At 70.2% G+C, this 15,541-nt stretch carries 10 protein-coding genes and 1 pseudogene; 9 read left to right on the top strand and 2 right to left on the bottom strand.

Translation table 11 applies throughout. The annotated features are described in order from the left end of the window. Nucleotides 1-219: 219 nt before the first annotated feature. From hisC to F9278_RS23760, 5 genes are all read left to right on the top strand, one after another. Nucleotides 220-1,299, top strand: coding sequence for a histidinol-phosphate transaminase (gene hisC / locus F9278_RS23780; protein WP_152170135.1), 1,080 nt, complete (start codon nt 220-222; stop codon nt 1,297-1,299). Nucleotides 1,300-1,494: 195 nt separating this feature from the next. Next, entirely contained in the window at nt 1,495-3,003 is a 1,509-nt protein-coding gene (locus F9278_RS23775; RefSeq protein WP_152170134.1) for a cytochrome ubiquinol oxidase subunit I, read from the top strand. Nucleotides 3,004-3,030: 27 nt separating this feature from the next. Further along, nucleotides 3,031-4,035, top strand: a complete 1,005-nt coding sequence (cydB, locus tag F9278_RS23770; RefSeq protein ID WP_152170133.1) for a cytochrome d ubiquinol oxidase subunit II — start codon at nt 3,031-3,033, stop codon at nt 4,033-4,035. A 99-nt stretch (nt 4,036-4,134) separates the two neighbouring features. Then, nucleotides 4,135-7,638 carry a thiol reductant ABC exporter subunit CydD gene (gene cydD, locus F9278_RS23765; protein WP_152170132.1) on the top strand — a complete coding sequence of 1,168 codons (3,504 nt, stop codon included), beginning with the start codon at nt 4,135-4,137 and terminating at the stop codon, nt 7,636-7,638. Between the two features lie 261 nt (nt 7,639-7,899). Next, entirely contained in the window at nt 7,900-8,964 is a 1,065-nt protein-coding gene (locus F9278_RS23760; RefSeq protein WP_152170131.1) for a M23 family metallopeptidase, read from the top strand. Nucleotides 8,965-9,049: 85 nt separating this feature from the next. Here the strand turns inward: F9278_RS23760 and F9278_RS23755 are convergent, their stop codons facing one another. Both F9278_RS23755 and F9278_RS23750 read right to left on the bottom strand, forming a co-directional pair. Then, nucleotides 9,050-9,919 carry an HAD family hydrolase gene (locus F9278_RS23755; protein ID WP_152170130.1) on the bottom strand — a complete coding sequence of 290 codons (870 nt, stop codon included), beginning with the start codon at nt 9,917-9,919 and terminating at the stop codon, nt 9,050-9,052. Between the two features lie 160 nt (nt 9,920-10,079). Then, nucleotides 10,080-10,766: pseudogene (locus F9278_RS23750) on the bottom strand (LLM class flavin-dependent oxidoreductase); the annotation flags it as partial. Between the two features lie 23 nt (nt 10,767-10,789). Between F9278_RS23750 and F9278_RS23745 the strand changes: the two are divergent. The 4 genes from F9278_RS23745 (at nt 10,790) to F9278_RS23730 (ending at nt 15,423) form a co-directional block, all read left to right on the top strand. Next, a complete protein-coding gene (locus F9278_RS23745) occupies nt 10,790-12,223 on the top strand; it encodes a recombinase family protein (RefSeq protein WP_152170129.1) in 1,434 nt (477 codons plus the stop codon). A gap of 255 nt (nt 12,224-12,478) precedes the next feature. Continuing rightward, nucleotides 12,479-12,670 (top strand): hypothetical protein, encoded by a 192-nt coding sequence (locus tag F9278_RS23740; RefSeq protein ID WP_152170128.1) that lies wholly within the window; start codon nt 12,479-12,481, stop codon nt 12,668-12,670. 141 nt (nt 12,671-12,811) lie between these two features. After that, the gene (locus F9278_RS23735; protein WP_226966896.1) at nt 12,812-14,338 is read left to right on the top strand and encodes a DnaB-like helicase N-terminal domain-containing protein; all 1,527 of its coding nucleotides are present in this window, start codon (nt 12,812-12,814) and stop codon (nt 14,336-14,338) included. 266 nt (nt 14,339-14,604) lie between these two features. After that, a complete protein-coding gene (locus F9278_RS23730; protein WP_226966895.1) occupies nt 14,605-15,423 on the top strand; it encodes a DUF2637 domain-containing protein in 819 nt (272 codons plus the stop codon). Nucleotides 15,424-15,541: the final 118 nt, after the last annotated feature.

The following is a 15,541-nucleotide window of genomic DNA, read 5'->3' as shown; positions in this document are numbered from 1 at the left end:
CACGGCGTGAGCCACCGGCGCGTACGCCCGCGAACGGCGCGCCCCCTGTTTCGTACACCTTCGTGCGCTGATGCCCGTGGGGCGGATGGGGCGGTTGTGGCGTGGATGAGGAGCAGCGGATGCGCGCCGAGAGGGGCGGACGCGGTTGTCCACAGGCCATTCGCAGGGGCGCCGAATCCTCATAAGGTGAGAAGCATTACGTCGACGAGGAGGACTGCGGTGAGCGAGACGAGCCCCAAGCTGCGAGCCGAGCTGGAAGGGATCCCCACGTACAAGCCCGGCAAGCCGGCCGCGGCGGGCGGCCCGGTGGCGTACAAGCTGTCCTCCAACGAGAACCCCTATCCGCCGCTGCCCGGCGTGCTGGAGAGCGTGACCGGGTCGGCGGCGGCCTTCAACCGGTACCCGGACATGGCGTGCACGGGGCTGATGAACGAGCTGGCGGACCGTTTCGGGGTGCCGGTCACCCACCTGGCCACGGGCACCGGCTCGGTCGGTGTCGCCCAGCAGCTGCTGCAGGCGACCTCGGGGCCCGGCGACGAGGTGATCTACGCCTGGCGGTCGTTCGAGGCGTACCCGATCATCACCCAGATCAGCGGGGCCACGTCCGTCCAGGTGCCGTTGACGCCGGGCGATGTGCACGACCTGGACGCGATGGCGGACGCGATCACCGACCGGACCCGTCTGATTTTCGTCTGCAACCCGAACAACCCGACGGGGACGGCGGTCCGCCGGGCGGAGCTGGAGCGCTTCCTCGACCGGGTGCCCGGCGATGTGCTGGTGGTGCTGGACGAGGCGTACCGCGAGTTCGTGCGGGATGTCGAGGTGCCGGACGGCGTCGAGTTCTACCGCGAGCGGTCGAACGTCTGTGTGCTGCGCACCTTCTCCAAGGCGTACGGTCTCGCCGGACTCCGGGTGGGATTCGCGATTGCTCATGAGCCGGTGGCGGCGGCCCTGCGCAAGACCGCTGTGCCGTTCGGTGTGAGCCAACTCGCACAGGACGCCGCGGTCGCCTCGCTGCGCGCGGAGGACGAGCTCCTCGGACGGGTCGGCTCGCTGGTCTGCGAGCGGAACCGGGTCGTCGAGGCGCTGCGCGGTCAAGGCTGGACGGTGCCGGAGACACAGGCGAACTTCGTGTGGCTGCGGCTGGGGGAGCGCACGGTCGAGTTCGCCGGGGTGTGTGAGCAGGCCGGGGTCGTGGTGCGGCCGTTCCCGGGCGAGGGTGTGCGGGTGACGATCGGCGAGACCGAGGCGAACGACATCTTCCTCAAGGTGACGGAGACCTTCCGCAAGGAGCTCTAGGAGGCTCTGACCAGGGGGTTCGGGGATTTTCCTCCGGGCCCCTTGCTTTTTTGGACCCCACGCTCACACCTCGAACGGGCATGCGTCATAATTGCTTGTGAATGTGAACGCGTTCACAAGCTCGTCCCGTTTGTCTGAGATGTACGTGCCAGGCGGGACAAACTGCCGCAGTGCCACGGCATGTAAGGAGAAGACGTGGACCTCGCTCTGGCGCCGGAGACTCTGGCGCGATGGCAGTTCGGCATCACGACCGTCTACCACTTCCTCTTCGTCCCCCTCACGATCTCGCTCGCCGCGCTCACGGCAGGCCTGCAGACCGCGTGGGTGCGCTCGGGGAAGGAGAAGTACCTCAAGGCCACCAAGTTCTGGGGCAAGCTCTTCCTGATCAACATCGCGATGGGTGTCGTCACCGGCATCGTGCAGGAGTTCCAGTTCGGCATGAACTGGTCCGACTACTCGCGCTTCGTCGGTGATGTCTTCGGGGCCCCGCTCGCTTTCGAGGCACTGATCGCCTTCTTCTTCGAGTCGACCTTCATCGGCCTGTGGATCTTCGGCTGGGACAAGCTCCCGCAGAAGATCCATCTGGCCTGCATCTGGATGGTCTCCATCGGCACGATCCTGTCGGCGTACTTCATCCTCGCGGCCAACTCCTGGATGCAGCACCCCGTCGGCTACCGGATCAACGAGGCCAAGGGCCGGGCCGAACTCACCGACTTCTGGCTCGTCCTGACCCAGAACACCGCGCTCACCCAGGTCTTCCACACCCTCTCGGCGGCCTTCCTCGCCGGCGGCGCCTTCATGGTCGGCATCGCCGCCTTCCATCTGGCCCGCAAGAAGCACATCCCGGTGATGAAGACCTCACTGCGCCTCGGTCTGGTCACCGTGCTGGTCGCCGGCATGCTCACCGCGATCAGCGGCGACCTGCTCGGCAAGGTCATGTTCAAGCAGCAGCCCATGAAGATGGCCGCCGCCGAGGCCCTGTGGGACGGCGAGGCGCCCGCGCCCTTCTCCGTCTTCGCCTACGGCGACGTCGACAAGGGCCACAACACGGTCGCCATCGAGATCCCCGGCCTGCTGTCCTTCCTCGCCAACGACGACTTCGAGTCGTACGTCCCCGGCATCAACGACGTCAACAAGGCCGAGCAGGAGAAGTTCGGGCCCGGTGACTACCGGCCCAACATCCCCGTCGCCTACTGGGGCTTCCGCTGGATGATCGGCTTCGGAATGGCGTCCGTCGCCATCGGTACGGTCGGACTCTGGCTCACCCGCAAGAAGTTCCTGCTGCCGCAGCACCTCCGGGTCGGCGAGGACGAGGTGCCGCATCTCGTGCTGCTGCCGAAGAAGGCTCTCGGCCCGACCCTCACCAAGTGGTACTGGCGCATCGCGGTCCTGACCCTGGGCTTCCCGCTGATCGCCAGCTCCTGGGGCTGGATCTTCACCGAGATGGGCCGCCAGCCGTGGGTGGTCTACGGCGTGCTGCGCACCGAGGACGCGGTCTCCCCCGGTGTCTCCCAGGGCGAGATCCTCACCTCGATGATCGTCTTCACCACGCTGTACGCCATCCTCGCCGTCGTCGAGGTCAAGCTGCTCGCGAAGTACGTCAAGGCGGGGCCGCCCGAGCTGACGGAGGCCGACCTCAACCCGCCCACGAAGATCGGCGGCGACTCCCGTGACGCCGACAAGCCGATGGCCTTCTCGTACTAGGCCGCACCGGGCCAAGGGAGCACAGTCATGGAACTTCACGACGTCTGGTTCGTCCTCATCGCCGTCCTGTGGATCGGCTACTTCTTCCTGGAGGGCTTCGACTTCGGGGTCGGTGTCCTCACCAAACTGCTGGCCCGGAACCGTCCGGAGAAGCGGGTCCTCATCAACACCATCGGACCCGTCTGGGACGGCAACGAGGTGTGGCTGCTCTCGGCGGGCGGCGCGACCTTCGCCGCCTTCCCCGAGTGGTACGCCACCCTCTTCTCCGGCTTCTACCTGCCGCTGCTGCTCATCCTGGTCTGCCTGATCGTCCGGGGTGTCGCCTTCGAGTACCGCGTGAAGCGGCCCGAGGAGAGGTGGCAGCGCAACTGGGAGACGGCGATCTTCTGGACCTCGCTGCTCCCCGCGTTCCTCTGGGGCGTGGCCTTCGCCAACATCGTGCGCGGAGTCAAGATCGACCGCGACTTCGAGTACGTGGGCAACCTCGCCGATCTGCTCAACCCGTACGCGCTGCTGGGCGGCCTGGTCACGCTGACGCTCTTCACCTTCCACGGCACGGTGTTCGTCGGTCTCAAGACCGTCGGGGACATCCGGGAGCGGGCGCGGAAGCTGGCGCTGCGCGTCGGTGCCGCGACCGCCGGGCTGGCGCTGATCTTCCTGCTCTGGACCCAGATCGAGAAAGGTGACGGCGTCTCGCTGGTCGCCCTGGTGGTGGCCGTCGCGGCGCTTGTGACGGCGCTGGTGGCGGTTCGAGCGGGGCGCGAGGGCTGGGCGTTCGCCCTGTCGGGGGTCACCATCGTGGCCGCCGTCGCGATGCTCTTCCTGACACTCTTCCCGAATGTGATGCCGTCCTCGCTGAACGCGGACTGGAGCCTCACGGTCACCAACGCCTCGTCCAGTCCGTACACCTTGAAGATCATGACGTGGTGTGCGGCGATCGCCACGCCGGTGGTGATGCTCTACCAGGGGTGGACGTACTGGGTGTTCCGCAAGCGGATCGGCACCCAGCACATCGCCGAGTCGGCGCACTGAGTCCCCCTGAGGTGGCGTGTTTGGCAATGTTTCACGTGAAACACACCATCTCAGGCCGAAGGGGCATGTTTCACGTGAAACATGCCCGCTGAGAAGAGGGTGTTTCACGTGAAACCGATCGACCCGCGACTGCTGCGGTACGCCCGTGCCACCCGGCTGTTCCTGGTAGTCGTCGTCGGCCTGGGTGTTGTCGGGGCGGCGCTGGTCATCGCGCAGGCCATGCTCATCGCCGAAGTGGTGGTCGGCGCCTTCCAGCACGAGATGCCGGTCGCCGAACTCCGCACCCCTCTGCTGCTCCTGGTGGCGGTCGCGCTGGGGCGGGCCCTGGTCTCCTGGCTCACCGAACTGGCTGCCCATCGCGCGAGCGCGGCGGTGAAGTCGGAGTTGAGGGGACGGCTGCTGGAGCGGGCCACCGCGCTGGGGCCCGGCTGGCTGAGCGGGCAGCGCACCGGCTCGCTGGTCGCCCTCGCCACTCGCGGGGTGGACGCACTGGACGACTACTTCTCGCGCTATCTGCCGCAGTTGGGCCTCGCGGTCGTCGTGCCCGTCGCGGTGCTCGCGCGGATCGTCACCGAGGACTGGGTGTCGGCGGCGATCATCGTCGGCACGCTGCCGCTGATCCCGGTCTTCATGGTGCTCATCGGCTGGGCCACCCGCTCGCAGATGGACCGTCAGTGGCGTCTGCTGTCACAGCTGTCGGGGCACTTTCTGGATGTCGTCGCCGGGCTCCCGACGCTGAAGGTGTTCGGCCGGGCCAAGGCACAGGCCGAGTCGATCAAGCGGATCACCGGCGAGTACCGCCAGGCGACCATGCGGACACTGCGGATCGCCTTCCTCTCGTCCTTCGCGCTGGAGCTGCTCGCGACGATCTCGGTCGCGCTGGTCGCGGTCACCATCGGCATGCGGCTCGTGCACGGTGAGATGGACCTGTACATCGGGCTGGTCATCCTCGTGCTGGCCCCCGAGGCGTATCTGCCGGTCCGGCAGGTGGGCGCCCAGTTCCACGCTGCCGCAGAGGGACTCGCGGCGGCGGAGGAGATCTTCGAGGTCCTGGAGACACCGGTGCCGGAGCCCGGTGCCGGTGTCGTGCCGTCCGCCGGTGACATCCACTTCGACGGGGTGACCGTCCGCCACCCCGGTCGGACACACGACGCCGTCTCGGGCGTTTCCCTCACCGTGGCCCCCGGCGAGACGGTGGCCCTCGTCGGGCCGAGCGGGGTGGGCAAGTCGACGCTGCTGAACGTCCTGCTGGGGTTCACCCGGGCGACAACGGGCACTGTCCGGGTCGGGGGAGCCGATCTCGCCTCGCTCGACCTGGCCGAGTGGCGTTCACACGTGGCCTGGGTGCCGCAGCGGCCTCATCTGTACGCCGGGTCGATCGCCGAGAACGTACGGCTGGCCCGGCCTGACGCGGACGACATGGCGGTACGGCGGGCGCTGGGCGACGCGGGGGCGCTGGAGTTCGTGGACGCGCTGCCCGCCGGGGCCGAGACGGTCCTCGGTGAGGACGGCGCCGGTCTCTCCGCCGGACAGCGGCAACGACTCGCCCTCGCCCGCGCGTTCCTCGCCGACCGGTCCGTGCTGCTCCTCGACGAGCCGACGGCCTCGCTGGACGGGGAGACCGAGGCGGAGGTCGTGGAGGCGGTACGACGGCTGGCGGTGGGCCGGACGGTACTGCTGGTGGTCCATCGGCCGGCGCTGCTGGAGGTGGCTGACCGGGTGGTGCGGCTGGAGGAGATCCCGGGGCGCGGAGCGGCATCGGCCGTCGGGCGCGACGGGGCCGCCGTGCCGCGTCTGCCGGAACGACAGGAGGCCCTGGCATCGGCACCCGGCGAGGATCTGCCGCTGGAACAGGGTGGACGTGTACTGACCCGCGTGCGCCGGATGGCCGGGCCGCGCCGGGGCCGGCTCGCCCTCGCCCTGCTGCTCGGCAGTCTCGCGCTGGGCAGCGCCGTCGGGCTGATGGCGACCTCCGGGTGGCTGATCTCGCGGTCCTCGGAGCAGCCTCCGGTGCTGTATCTGATGGTCGCGGTGACCGCGACGCGTGCCTTCGGGATCGGGCGGGCGGTGTTCCGCTACGCGGAGCGGCTCGTGTCGCACGACACGGTGCTGCGGATGCTGGCCGACACAAGGGTGGCCGTCTATCGGAGACTGGAGCGGCTGGCGCCCGCCGGGCTGCGGACGACCCGGCGCGGCGACCTGCTCTCGAGGCTGGTCGCCGATGTGGACGCCTTGCAGGACTACTGGGTGCGCTGGCTGCTGCCCGCCGGGGCCGCGGTGGCCGTCTCCGCCGCCTCCGTCGGGTTCACCGCCTGGCTGCTGCCCGAGGCCGGTGCCGTACTCGCCGTCGGGCTGCTCGTGGCCGGGGCCGGGGTGCCGCTCGTGACCGGAGCCGTGGCCCGGCGGGCGGAGCACCGGCTGGCGCCCGCCCGTGGAGTGCTGGCCACCCGCGTGGCCGATCTGCTCACCGGCACCGCCGAGTTGACGGTCGCGGGCGCCCTGCCCCTCCGTACCGCCGAGGCGCGCCGCGCGGACCGGGCGCTCACCCGGATCGCCTCTCGTGCCGCCACCGCCACCGCGCTCGGCGACGGGTTCACCGCGCTCGTCTCCGGGCTCACCGTCGCCGCCACCGCGCTCTTCGGCGCACAGGCCGTCGTCGACGGGCGGCTGAGCGGTGTGGCCATGGCCGTCGTCGTGCTCACCCCGCTGGCCGCGTTCGAGGCGGTGTTGGGGATGCCCCTGGCCGTCCAGTTCCGCCAGCGGGTACGCAGGAGCGCGGAGCGCGTGTACGAGGTGCTGGACGCCCCCGACCCCGTACGCGAACCGGAGACGCCTGCCGAAGCACCGGTCTCGCCCTTTCCGCTGCGGCTCACAGGCCTCGGCGCGCGGTACGCCGGGCAGGACCGAGACGCGCTGGTCGGGCTGGACGTCACCCTCGAACAGGGGCGCAGGATCGCCGTGGTGGGCGTCTCGGGAGCGGGCAAGACGACGCTCGCGCAGGTCCTGCTGCGCTTCCTGGACGCACGGGAAGGGACGTACACGCTGGGCGGCGTGGACGCCTACGCGCTCGACGGGGACGCCGTACGGGGACTCGTGGGGCTGTGCGCCCAGGACGCGCACCTCTTCGACAGCTCGGTGCGGGAGAACCTGCTGCTCGCCAGGAAGCACGCGGGCGAGGCGGAACTGCGGGACGCGCTCGCGCGGGCACGGCTGCTCGACTGGGCCGACGAACTGCCCGACGGGCTGGACACCTTGATCGGCGAGCACGGGGCCCGGCTGTCCGGCGGCCAGCGTCAGCGGCTCGCCCTCGCCCGCGCGCTGCTGGCCGACTTCCCGGTCCTCGTCCTCGACGAGCCCGCCGAACACCTGGACCTGCCGACGGCCGACGCGCTCACCGCGGATCTGCTGGCCGCCACCGAGGGCCGTACGACCCTGCTGATCACCCACCGGCTGGCCGGCCTCGACGCCGTGGACGAGGTCGTCGTGCTCGCGGAGGGACACGTCGTGCAGCGCGGCACATACGCGGAACTGGTCCTGATGGACGGGCCCTTGCGGGCGATGGTGGAGCGGGAGGCGGCGGGCGAACTGCTGGCCGCGGTCTGAGCCGAGCGCCGCGTGGCCGCGCCGAGGAGAGTCCGAGGGGCGGGGCCGCGGCTGGGGCCAGCCGGGTGTCCGGCCGGCCCCAGCGGCTCTTCCGGCCGGGGCTGTCTCGCGGAAGTTGGTCTCTCACGCAAGTCTCCGCGCCGAACACCGTGTGTCTTGGCCCCTGTTCGGCCCAGGCCCTTGGCCCGTCCGGGGCACCGCGTCCCCCAGCCGTACGACTCGAACAGGACTGCGGCGGCGGGGCGGGCCACGATCGCTGTTATGCGCTTCTCTCGCCGACACCCGCTGTTCGTCGCCGTGGTGCTCTGTGCCTCGGTGATCGTCGTGGCCCGGCCGACAGTGGCCGAAGGCGATGGCGGTGGGGTGCCGGGTACGCACAGCGAGGAAGGCGTCAGCGCGCGGGTGGCGAGGCTGTTCGAGGAAGCGGCGGTGGCGACGCGGCGGTACGAGGCGGGGCGGCAGGCGGCGGAGGCGCAGAAGACGAAGGCGCGGCGGCTGGAGAAGCTGCTCGCGCGGGAGCGGAAGCAGATCGCGGTGCTGAACGCCGACCTCGGCCGGATCGCGCGCGCCCAGTACCGCGAGGGCGGCGGGGTGCCGTACACCGCGCAGATGCTGTTCGCGGAGAATCCCGAGGAGCTGATGCGTGGTCGGCGAGCCGCCTGGCAGGCCGATCTGGCGGTCAACAACGCCGTGTCGAAGAGTCGTCGCGCGGAGACGAGGCTCGCCGCGGACGAGGCGAAGGCCGCGAGGGCCTGGCGGGCGCTGGAGGAGTGGAAGACCGGGCTCTCCGGGGTCAAGCAGACGATCCAGCAGAAGCTCGAAGAGGCGCAGTGGACGCTCCAGGGCCAGGCCGACGCGGCGGTCGCGGCCGGCGCCTGCCGGGGAGCCGTCCGGCTCGACCAGCCGGACGACGGGCGATCGAGGGCATGGGTGGCGCCGGTGGCCACGTACGAACTCTCCGCGGGCTACGGCAGCGGTGGTGAGCGCTGGGTCAGTCGGCACACCGGGCAGGACTTCGCGGTGCCGATCGGCGCGCCGGTGCGGGCGGTCGGGGAGGGGCGGGTGGTGAAGGTGTCGTGCGGGGGCGCCTTCGGCATGGAGATCGTCGTCGAGCACGCGGACGGTTACTACACGCAGTACGCGCACCTCGCCGCCGTCACCGTCGACCAGGGCGACCGGGTGACGGCGGGGCAGTGGATCGGCCAGGCGGGCACCACCGGCAACTCCACCGGGCCGCATCTGCACTTCGAGGTACGCGTCACCCCGGAGCTGGGGTCGGGCGTGGACCCCGTGCCGTGGCTGCGGAAGCACGGGGTGGAGTTGTAGCCGGAGTCGGAGTCGGGGCTGTGGTTGGGGCCGGAGCTGTGGCCGGTGCTCGGTGTTTCGGTGCCGGGGTGGCTGTGGTCGCTGGTTACAGCCGTTCCGCCAGCAGGCGTTCGATCACGACCGCCACTCCGTCCTCGTTGTTGGCCACGGTCCGGCCGGAGGCAGCCGCGAGGACGTCGGGGTGGGCGTTGCCCATGGCGTACGACTGGCCCGCCCAGGTGAGCATCTCGACGTCGTTCGGCATGTCACCGAAGGCGACGACCTCCTCGTGGGAGATGCCGCGCTCGGCGCAGCACAGGGCGAGGGTGCTGGCCTTGGAGACGCCCGGTCCGCTGATCTCCAGCAGGGCGCTGGGGCTGGAGCGGGTGATGGTGGCGCGGTCGCCGACGGCGATCCGGGCGGTGGCGAGGAAGTCGTCGGGGTCGATCGACGGGTGGTACGCGAGGATCTTCAGCACCGGCTCGTCGTCGGCCACACCCCCCGGGGCCAGCAGCTTCTCGGCCGGTGCGAGGGCGTCGGGGATCTCCATGTGGAGCTTCGGATACTCGGGCTCCTGGTTGAAGCCGTACGTCTGCTCGACCGCGTACACCGTGCCCGGAGCGGCCTCGCGCAGCAGCCGTACGGCGTCCAGCGCGTTCTCCCGGGCCAGCTCGCGGACCTTGACGAAGCGATGGGCACCGGGGCCGCCGTGCAGGTCGACCACGGCGGCGCCGTTTCCGCAGATGGCGAGGCCATGGCCGTGGACGTGCCGGCTGACGACATCCATCCAGCGGGCGGGGCGGCCGGTGACGAAGAACACCTCGACACCGGCCTCCTCGGCGGCCGCGAGGGCGGCGACGGTGCGAGGGGAGACCGACTTGTCGTCGTGGAGCAGGGTGCCGTCGAGGTCCGTGGCTATCAGCCGGAGCGGGACGGTCGGGGCCGGGGTCTCGGGCTGTCGCGTCGCTGAGGTCACGGAGCCCATTGTCGCGCATATGCGCGCACGGTCGTGCGGGCGCCCGCACAGGTGAGTGACCACCGTCCTGGCCGGGTTCGTCACCCGCGTTGTTCGACCGGCCACCCTCGTGCTCTGGCGGGCGGTCGGCACCCGTGCCCGTGACCGCTCCGGAGCGCCCTCAGGCCAGCTGGGCCGGTGCCTCCATGGCGATCCGCTCGAACACCTTCTCGTCCGCGGCGAAGTCGGAGTCCGGGATCGGCCAGTGGATCACGAGGTCGGTGAAGCCCAGCTCGGCGTGGCGGCCGGCGAAGTCCACGAACGCGTCCAGCGACTCCAGTGGCCGGCCGCGGTCCGGGGTGAATCCCGTGAGGAGGATCCTGTCGAGTCCAGTCGTGTCCCGGCCGAGCGTGGCGGCCGTGTCGGCCAGCCTCTCGACCTGTCCCCGGATGGCCTGAACCGACTGCTCGGGGGTGCCCGACTCGAACAGCTTGGGGTCCCCGGTCGTCACCCACGCCTGCCCGTACCGCGCGGCCAGCCGCATCCCGCGCGGCCCGGTGGCGGCCACCGCGAAGGGGAGCCGGGGGCGCTGTGCGCAGCCGGGGATGTTGCGTGCCTCGTGGGCGGAGTAGTAGTCGCCCTCGTACGAGACGGAGTCCTCGGTGAGCAGTCGGTCGAGCAGGGGGACGAACTCGGCGAGCCGGTCGGCGCGCTCACGCGGAGTCCAGGGTTCCTGGCCGAGCGCGGTGGCGTCGAAGCCCGTGCCGCCCGCGCCGACGCCGAGGGTGATCCGGCCGCCGGAGATGTCGTCGAGGGAGATCAGTTCCTTGGCGAGGGTCACCGGGTGCCGGAAGTTCGGTGAGCCCACTGCATGCTCATACCATCGGTCCTATGCGACGACCCAGGCCCCACGAGCCGACCATAACCCCAGGTGAGCCTGCGGCTCTCTACTGCCGGATATCCCAGGCCGACGACGACGACCAGACCGGCGTCGATCGGCAGGAACGTATCTGCAGAGAGATCGCCGAGCGTCGGGGACTCACGATCGACCCCGCCCACGTCTTCGTGGACAACAGCAGGTCGGCGTGGAGCCGTGGCCGCAAGCGGCCGGGCTGGGACCAGCTTCTCGAACGCGCCCAGCGGCACGAGTTCCGGCACGTCATCGCGTACCACCCGGACCGGCTGATGCGGCAGCCGAGGGACCTGGAGGAACTGCTCCAGGTCTCCGACGAGCACCGGATCACGCTGCACGGCGAGGCGAACCGGCGGGACCTGTCGGACCCCGACGACCGGTTCATCCTGCGCATCGAGGTAGCCCATGCCTGCCGGTCGTCCGACGACACCTCCCGGCGGCTCAAGTCGGCGCTGAAGGAACGCGCCGAGAACGGTCTGCCGCACTCGGGCAAGCGCCGTTTCGGGTACGAGACGGACGGCGTGACCATCAAGAAGGACGAGGCTGAGATCGTCCGAGAGGTCTTCGACCGGTACCTCAAGGGCCAGAGCCCGAGCGCGATCGCCCTCGTCTTCCACAAGCGCGGCATCAAGACCGTGTACGGCAAGGAATGGTCACAGGGCACGGTCCGCGCGCTCCTCGACTCCCGTCACGTCGCCGGCATCCGTATGCACCAGGGTGAAGAGGTCGGGCCGGGCAAGTGGCCCGCGATCATCGACCGGGGTACCTGGGATGAGACCCGGGCCCGGCGCGAGTACCGCTCCGCGGTCCACCAGACCAACCTGGAACTGCGCCGCTTCTATCTCCTGCGTGGACTGGTCATGTGCTCGCGCTGCGGCACGCTCATGTCCGGCACGAAGGTCGGCGCGGTGCCGTCCTACCTGTGTACGCGCAAGAGCCGCAACGGCGACAAGAAGTGCGTGCGGCGCATCGTCGCGGTGAAACTGGAGAAATTCGTCACGGAGGCCGCCATCGACCTGCTCGGCAGGCTCACAGTCTCCGGGAAACTCGCCTCGACCTCCCTGCCGGACGCCGCGACGGAGTCCGTCGAGGCCGATCAGCGGCAGCTCGTCGAGCTGAACGGGATGTGGACCGCGAAGGAGATCTCCACGGCGGAGTACCGCAAGATGCGCAAGGAGATCACCGACCGCATCGCCAAGGCCCAGCGTCGTCTGGTCGTACGGCCGATGAAGCTGCTGGACGGGCTGACGGGCCCCGGAGCGAAAGCTGCCTGGCACGCCGAGGAGATGACCGACGAGCGGCGCAACGCGGTGCTGCGATTCCTGTTCTCCGGGGTAGTCATTGACGCGTCCGGCAAACCGAGCGGGGTCTTCGACTGGGACCGGATCGCCATCGAGCAGAACCCGCTGTAGGCCATGAAGGTCACGGTCTCTGAGCTCTGTGCCCGTCAAGGGAGCCGCGGAGTATAACCACGGATCGCCGGTTACCCCAACCGGCGAATCTCCGGAAACTAAGAGCTCAGTCGCGGAGGACCTGCCAGTCCTTCGTAGGCGACACGCACGGCCCCAGGTGTTGGAGCACCTCGGGACCGAGCGCACGACCGACCGCCCATCGAACGACGGCGGTGCGGGGCCTGCCAGCCCCGCACCGTCAGCAAGGACCTGCCCATGCCACTGCTGCCGGAGCGCCAGGACACCGCAGTCTCCGTACGACCGTCCGGCCGCCGAGAGGCCCAGGAAGCGGCCCGCGCCCAAGCCCTGGAACGTGTCTGCGCGGGATTCAGGACGACGATCAGCCCGCACAGCGCGGCGCGACTGGCCGACCTGATGACGACCACCACGTACGCGAAGGCCGCGTAGACGCAGCAGCAGCCGCAGATATGGGAGCGGCCCCCGGCGTTGGAGCGCCGAAGGCCGAAACGACTCCCAGACGACCGCCCATAAACGATCTGTCCCGGTGCCGGGCCTGCCAGCCCATACGGCACCGAGTGAGGAAGTTCTGTGCCCCAGGGTACGTTCTCGCCCGCCCGCAACGCATCCCCTCAGACCAACACCCGCTTCGACGAGGTCGACGGTCTCGGTCTGTCCGTACCGCCGCACAACCTGGAGGCGGAGCAAGCCGTGCTCGGCGCCTGCATGTACAGCGCGGCGGCTGTCGATGCCGCCCGGCCGATTCTGCAGGCCATCGACTTCTACCGACCCGCGCACAGCGACATCTGGCGGACCCTGCTCTCCCTGCGCGACGAGGGATCGCCCACCGATCCCATCGCGCTCGGCGAGGAACTCGGACGGGTCGGCGCCCTCACCCGCGTCGGCGGATCCCCCTACCTCCACACTCTCGCCGGCGCGACCCCCGGGCCGGCCAACTGCGACTACTACGCCGAGATCGTGCGGGAGAAGGCGGAGCTGCGCCGCCTTCAGGCAGCGGCGGTGCACACCCTGCAGCAGAGCGGTGCAGAAGGCGCCGACCCTGCCCAGATACGCGTGCTGCTGCAGAGCGCCCTCGACAGCACCGACTGGCGCGGATCGAGTGGTGGCGGCAGGCTCAGCCGGTTCGCCGTCGACGGCTGGGACTTCGTCAACAGCCTCGGCACCGAGGTCCCGCCGGTATGGGGCACGCCCGAGCAGACGGGATGGGCGAGCGGCGAGAGCCTGATGCTGGTCGGCCCGCCGGGGGTCGGCAAGAGCACCATCGCCCACCAGCTCGTCATGGCTCGGCTCGGCTTCCAGGCGCTGGTGCTCGGGATGCCCGTCACCGAGGGCAGGCGCGTGCTCTACCTCGCCATGGACCGGCCGCCGCAGATCGCCCGTGCCCTGCGACGCCTGGTACGCCCGATCGACGAGGAGACCCTCCGCGACCGGCTCGTCGTCTGGGGAGGACCGCTTCCGGCCACGCTCGACCGCGAGCCGAACCTGCTCGCCGAACTCGCCGCCCACCACGACGCCGACACCGTGGTCATCGACAGTGTCAAGGACATCGTCGGCAAGCTCACCGACGACGAGGCCGTCGGTGCCTACAACCGCGCCCGCCAGCAGCTGCTGCGGTCCGGCGCCGAACTGCTGGAACTGCACCACCAGCGCAAGTCCGCAGCGGACGCCAAGCCCGGCGGACGCCCGACGCTGGACAAGGTGTACGGCACCACCTGGTTCACGGCGGGTGCGGGCAGCGTCATGTTTCTGAGCGGGGGAGCGGGCGACGCGACGGTCAAGCTCCACCACGCCAAGACGGTGACCGGTGAGATCGGCCCCCTCACGGTCGTCCACGACCACCGGCGCGGCACCTCGCGCGTCGACGTACCCCTCGACCCGTACACCCTGCTGCGCGATGCACCGGGCGGCCTCACCAGCAGGGAACTCGCGGCCCTGATGACCGGAGAGGCGGACCCGAGCGCCAAGGAGCAGGAGAGGGCCCGGCGCACGCTGAAGGCCCTCCACGAGGTCGGGCAGGCCACCAAGGAACAGGAGCCGGGCGGCAGCCGCCAGGTCCGCTACCGGGCCACGGCACGACACATGGCCGTCGTCTCCTGACGGAAATGGGTTCCGGTGCCGGGGAGGCGTCCGGCGCCGGAACGGCGACTCACGCTGGCGCTCACGGCCCAGGTCCCGGCGACGGACTCACAGGCCCCTCACGCGGGGCTACCCAGCCGGTAAAAGACCAGGTCAGAAGCTCACGCGAACCCACACACACCTCACACCACCGGTTACTCACGCGCGGCCCCCTCCTTGTAGAGGGGTCCGCGTGGGAGTGCACCTCTCCTCAAGCCCCAGTGCCCTGCGTTCCCGGAGCGATTGCCTTGCCTTCCCCTGCACCGACAGCCCCGGCCGCCGTCCGCGGCAGCCTCACCATCCGCGTCGGCATCGTCCTGCTCGCCACCATCGGCTTCGCACTCTCCTACGACGCGCTGCGGCAGATGGCCGTCGCCAGCCATGTGCGCGGGCTGCTCACCTACCTCTTCCCCCTCGTGATCGACGGGTTCATCGCCATCGGCATCGTTGCTCTGCTCATCCTGCGCGGGGCCCCGCTGCGCTCCCGCCTGTACGTGTGGGCGCTCGTCGGCGTTGCCACCCTCACCAGCATCTGGGCCAACGTCGTACACGCCGTCGGCCTCAACGAAGGGACCCGACTACGCCTCAACAACGCGACTGTCGGCGCTCTGTCCGGCATCGCTCCACTCGCACTCGCCGGCGCCGTCCACCTCTACCTCGTGATGAACCGCCACCTCGGCGGCGACGGCGCCATGGCGGACGCGACCCTCGGCACGCCGCCCGCCGAATCCGCCATGCCAAGGCAGGACCGCCAGATCCGCCACGAGGAGACGGACGACGCCAACACCGGGGTGCCCGCCAAGGCGAACGACGTGCCCATGCCCGAGGCGAAGCCCGCCAGCGCCATGACGGTGCCCAGGACGGACCGGCGCAAACGCACCGTACCCGACGAGGAGCTGCTGACCATGGCCCGCGCCATAGGGGCCGATACCGGCCAAGTCCCCCGCCCTGCCTTGGAGAAGGCGGTCCGGGCCAAGGGCTACTCGATCAGCAAGGACGGCGCCCAGAAGGCCGCCGACATCGTCAGGGCGGAACTGAATGCCGCCAAGGACGCCGTCGCCACATGAGCGCTACGGCAGAACGCAGGGCGTTGGCGGATCACGTTCCGCCAACGCCAGGCACAGCCTCCTGAGCGTCGCTGCCAGCCCGCGCCCCAGCACTTCAGCTCTTCACCTGCACCACGCC

Origin of the sequence: Streptomyces phaeolivaceus (assembly GCF_009184865.1) — a bacterium.
Taxonomy (GTDB): domain Bacteria; phylum Actinomycetota; class Actinomycetes; order Streptomycetales; family Streptomycetaceae; genus Streptomyces; species Streptomyces phaeolivaceus.
The sequence above is the reverse complement of the archived record's forward strand: the minus strand, read 5'-3'. Positions and strand labels throughout refer to the sequence as shown.

Bases quoted from the DNA above. Each gene is read 5' to 3' on its own strand.
- F9278_RS23740 (WP_152170128.1), top strand. From the start codon at position 12,479: ATGCCACTGCTGCCGGAGCGCCAGGACACCGCAGTCTCCGTACGACCG.
- cydB (WP_152170133.1), top strand. From the start codon at position 3,031: ATGGAACTTCACGACGTCTGGTTCGTCCTCATCGCCGTCCTGTGGATC.
- F9278_RS23745 (WP_152170129.1), top strand. From the start codon at position 10,790: ATGCGACGACCCAGGCCCCACGAGCCGACCATAACCCCAGGTGAGCCT.
- F9278_RS23760 (WP_152170131.1), top strand. From the start codon at position 7,900: ATGCGCTTCTCTCGCCGACACCCGCTGTTCGTCGCCGTGGTGCTCTGT.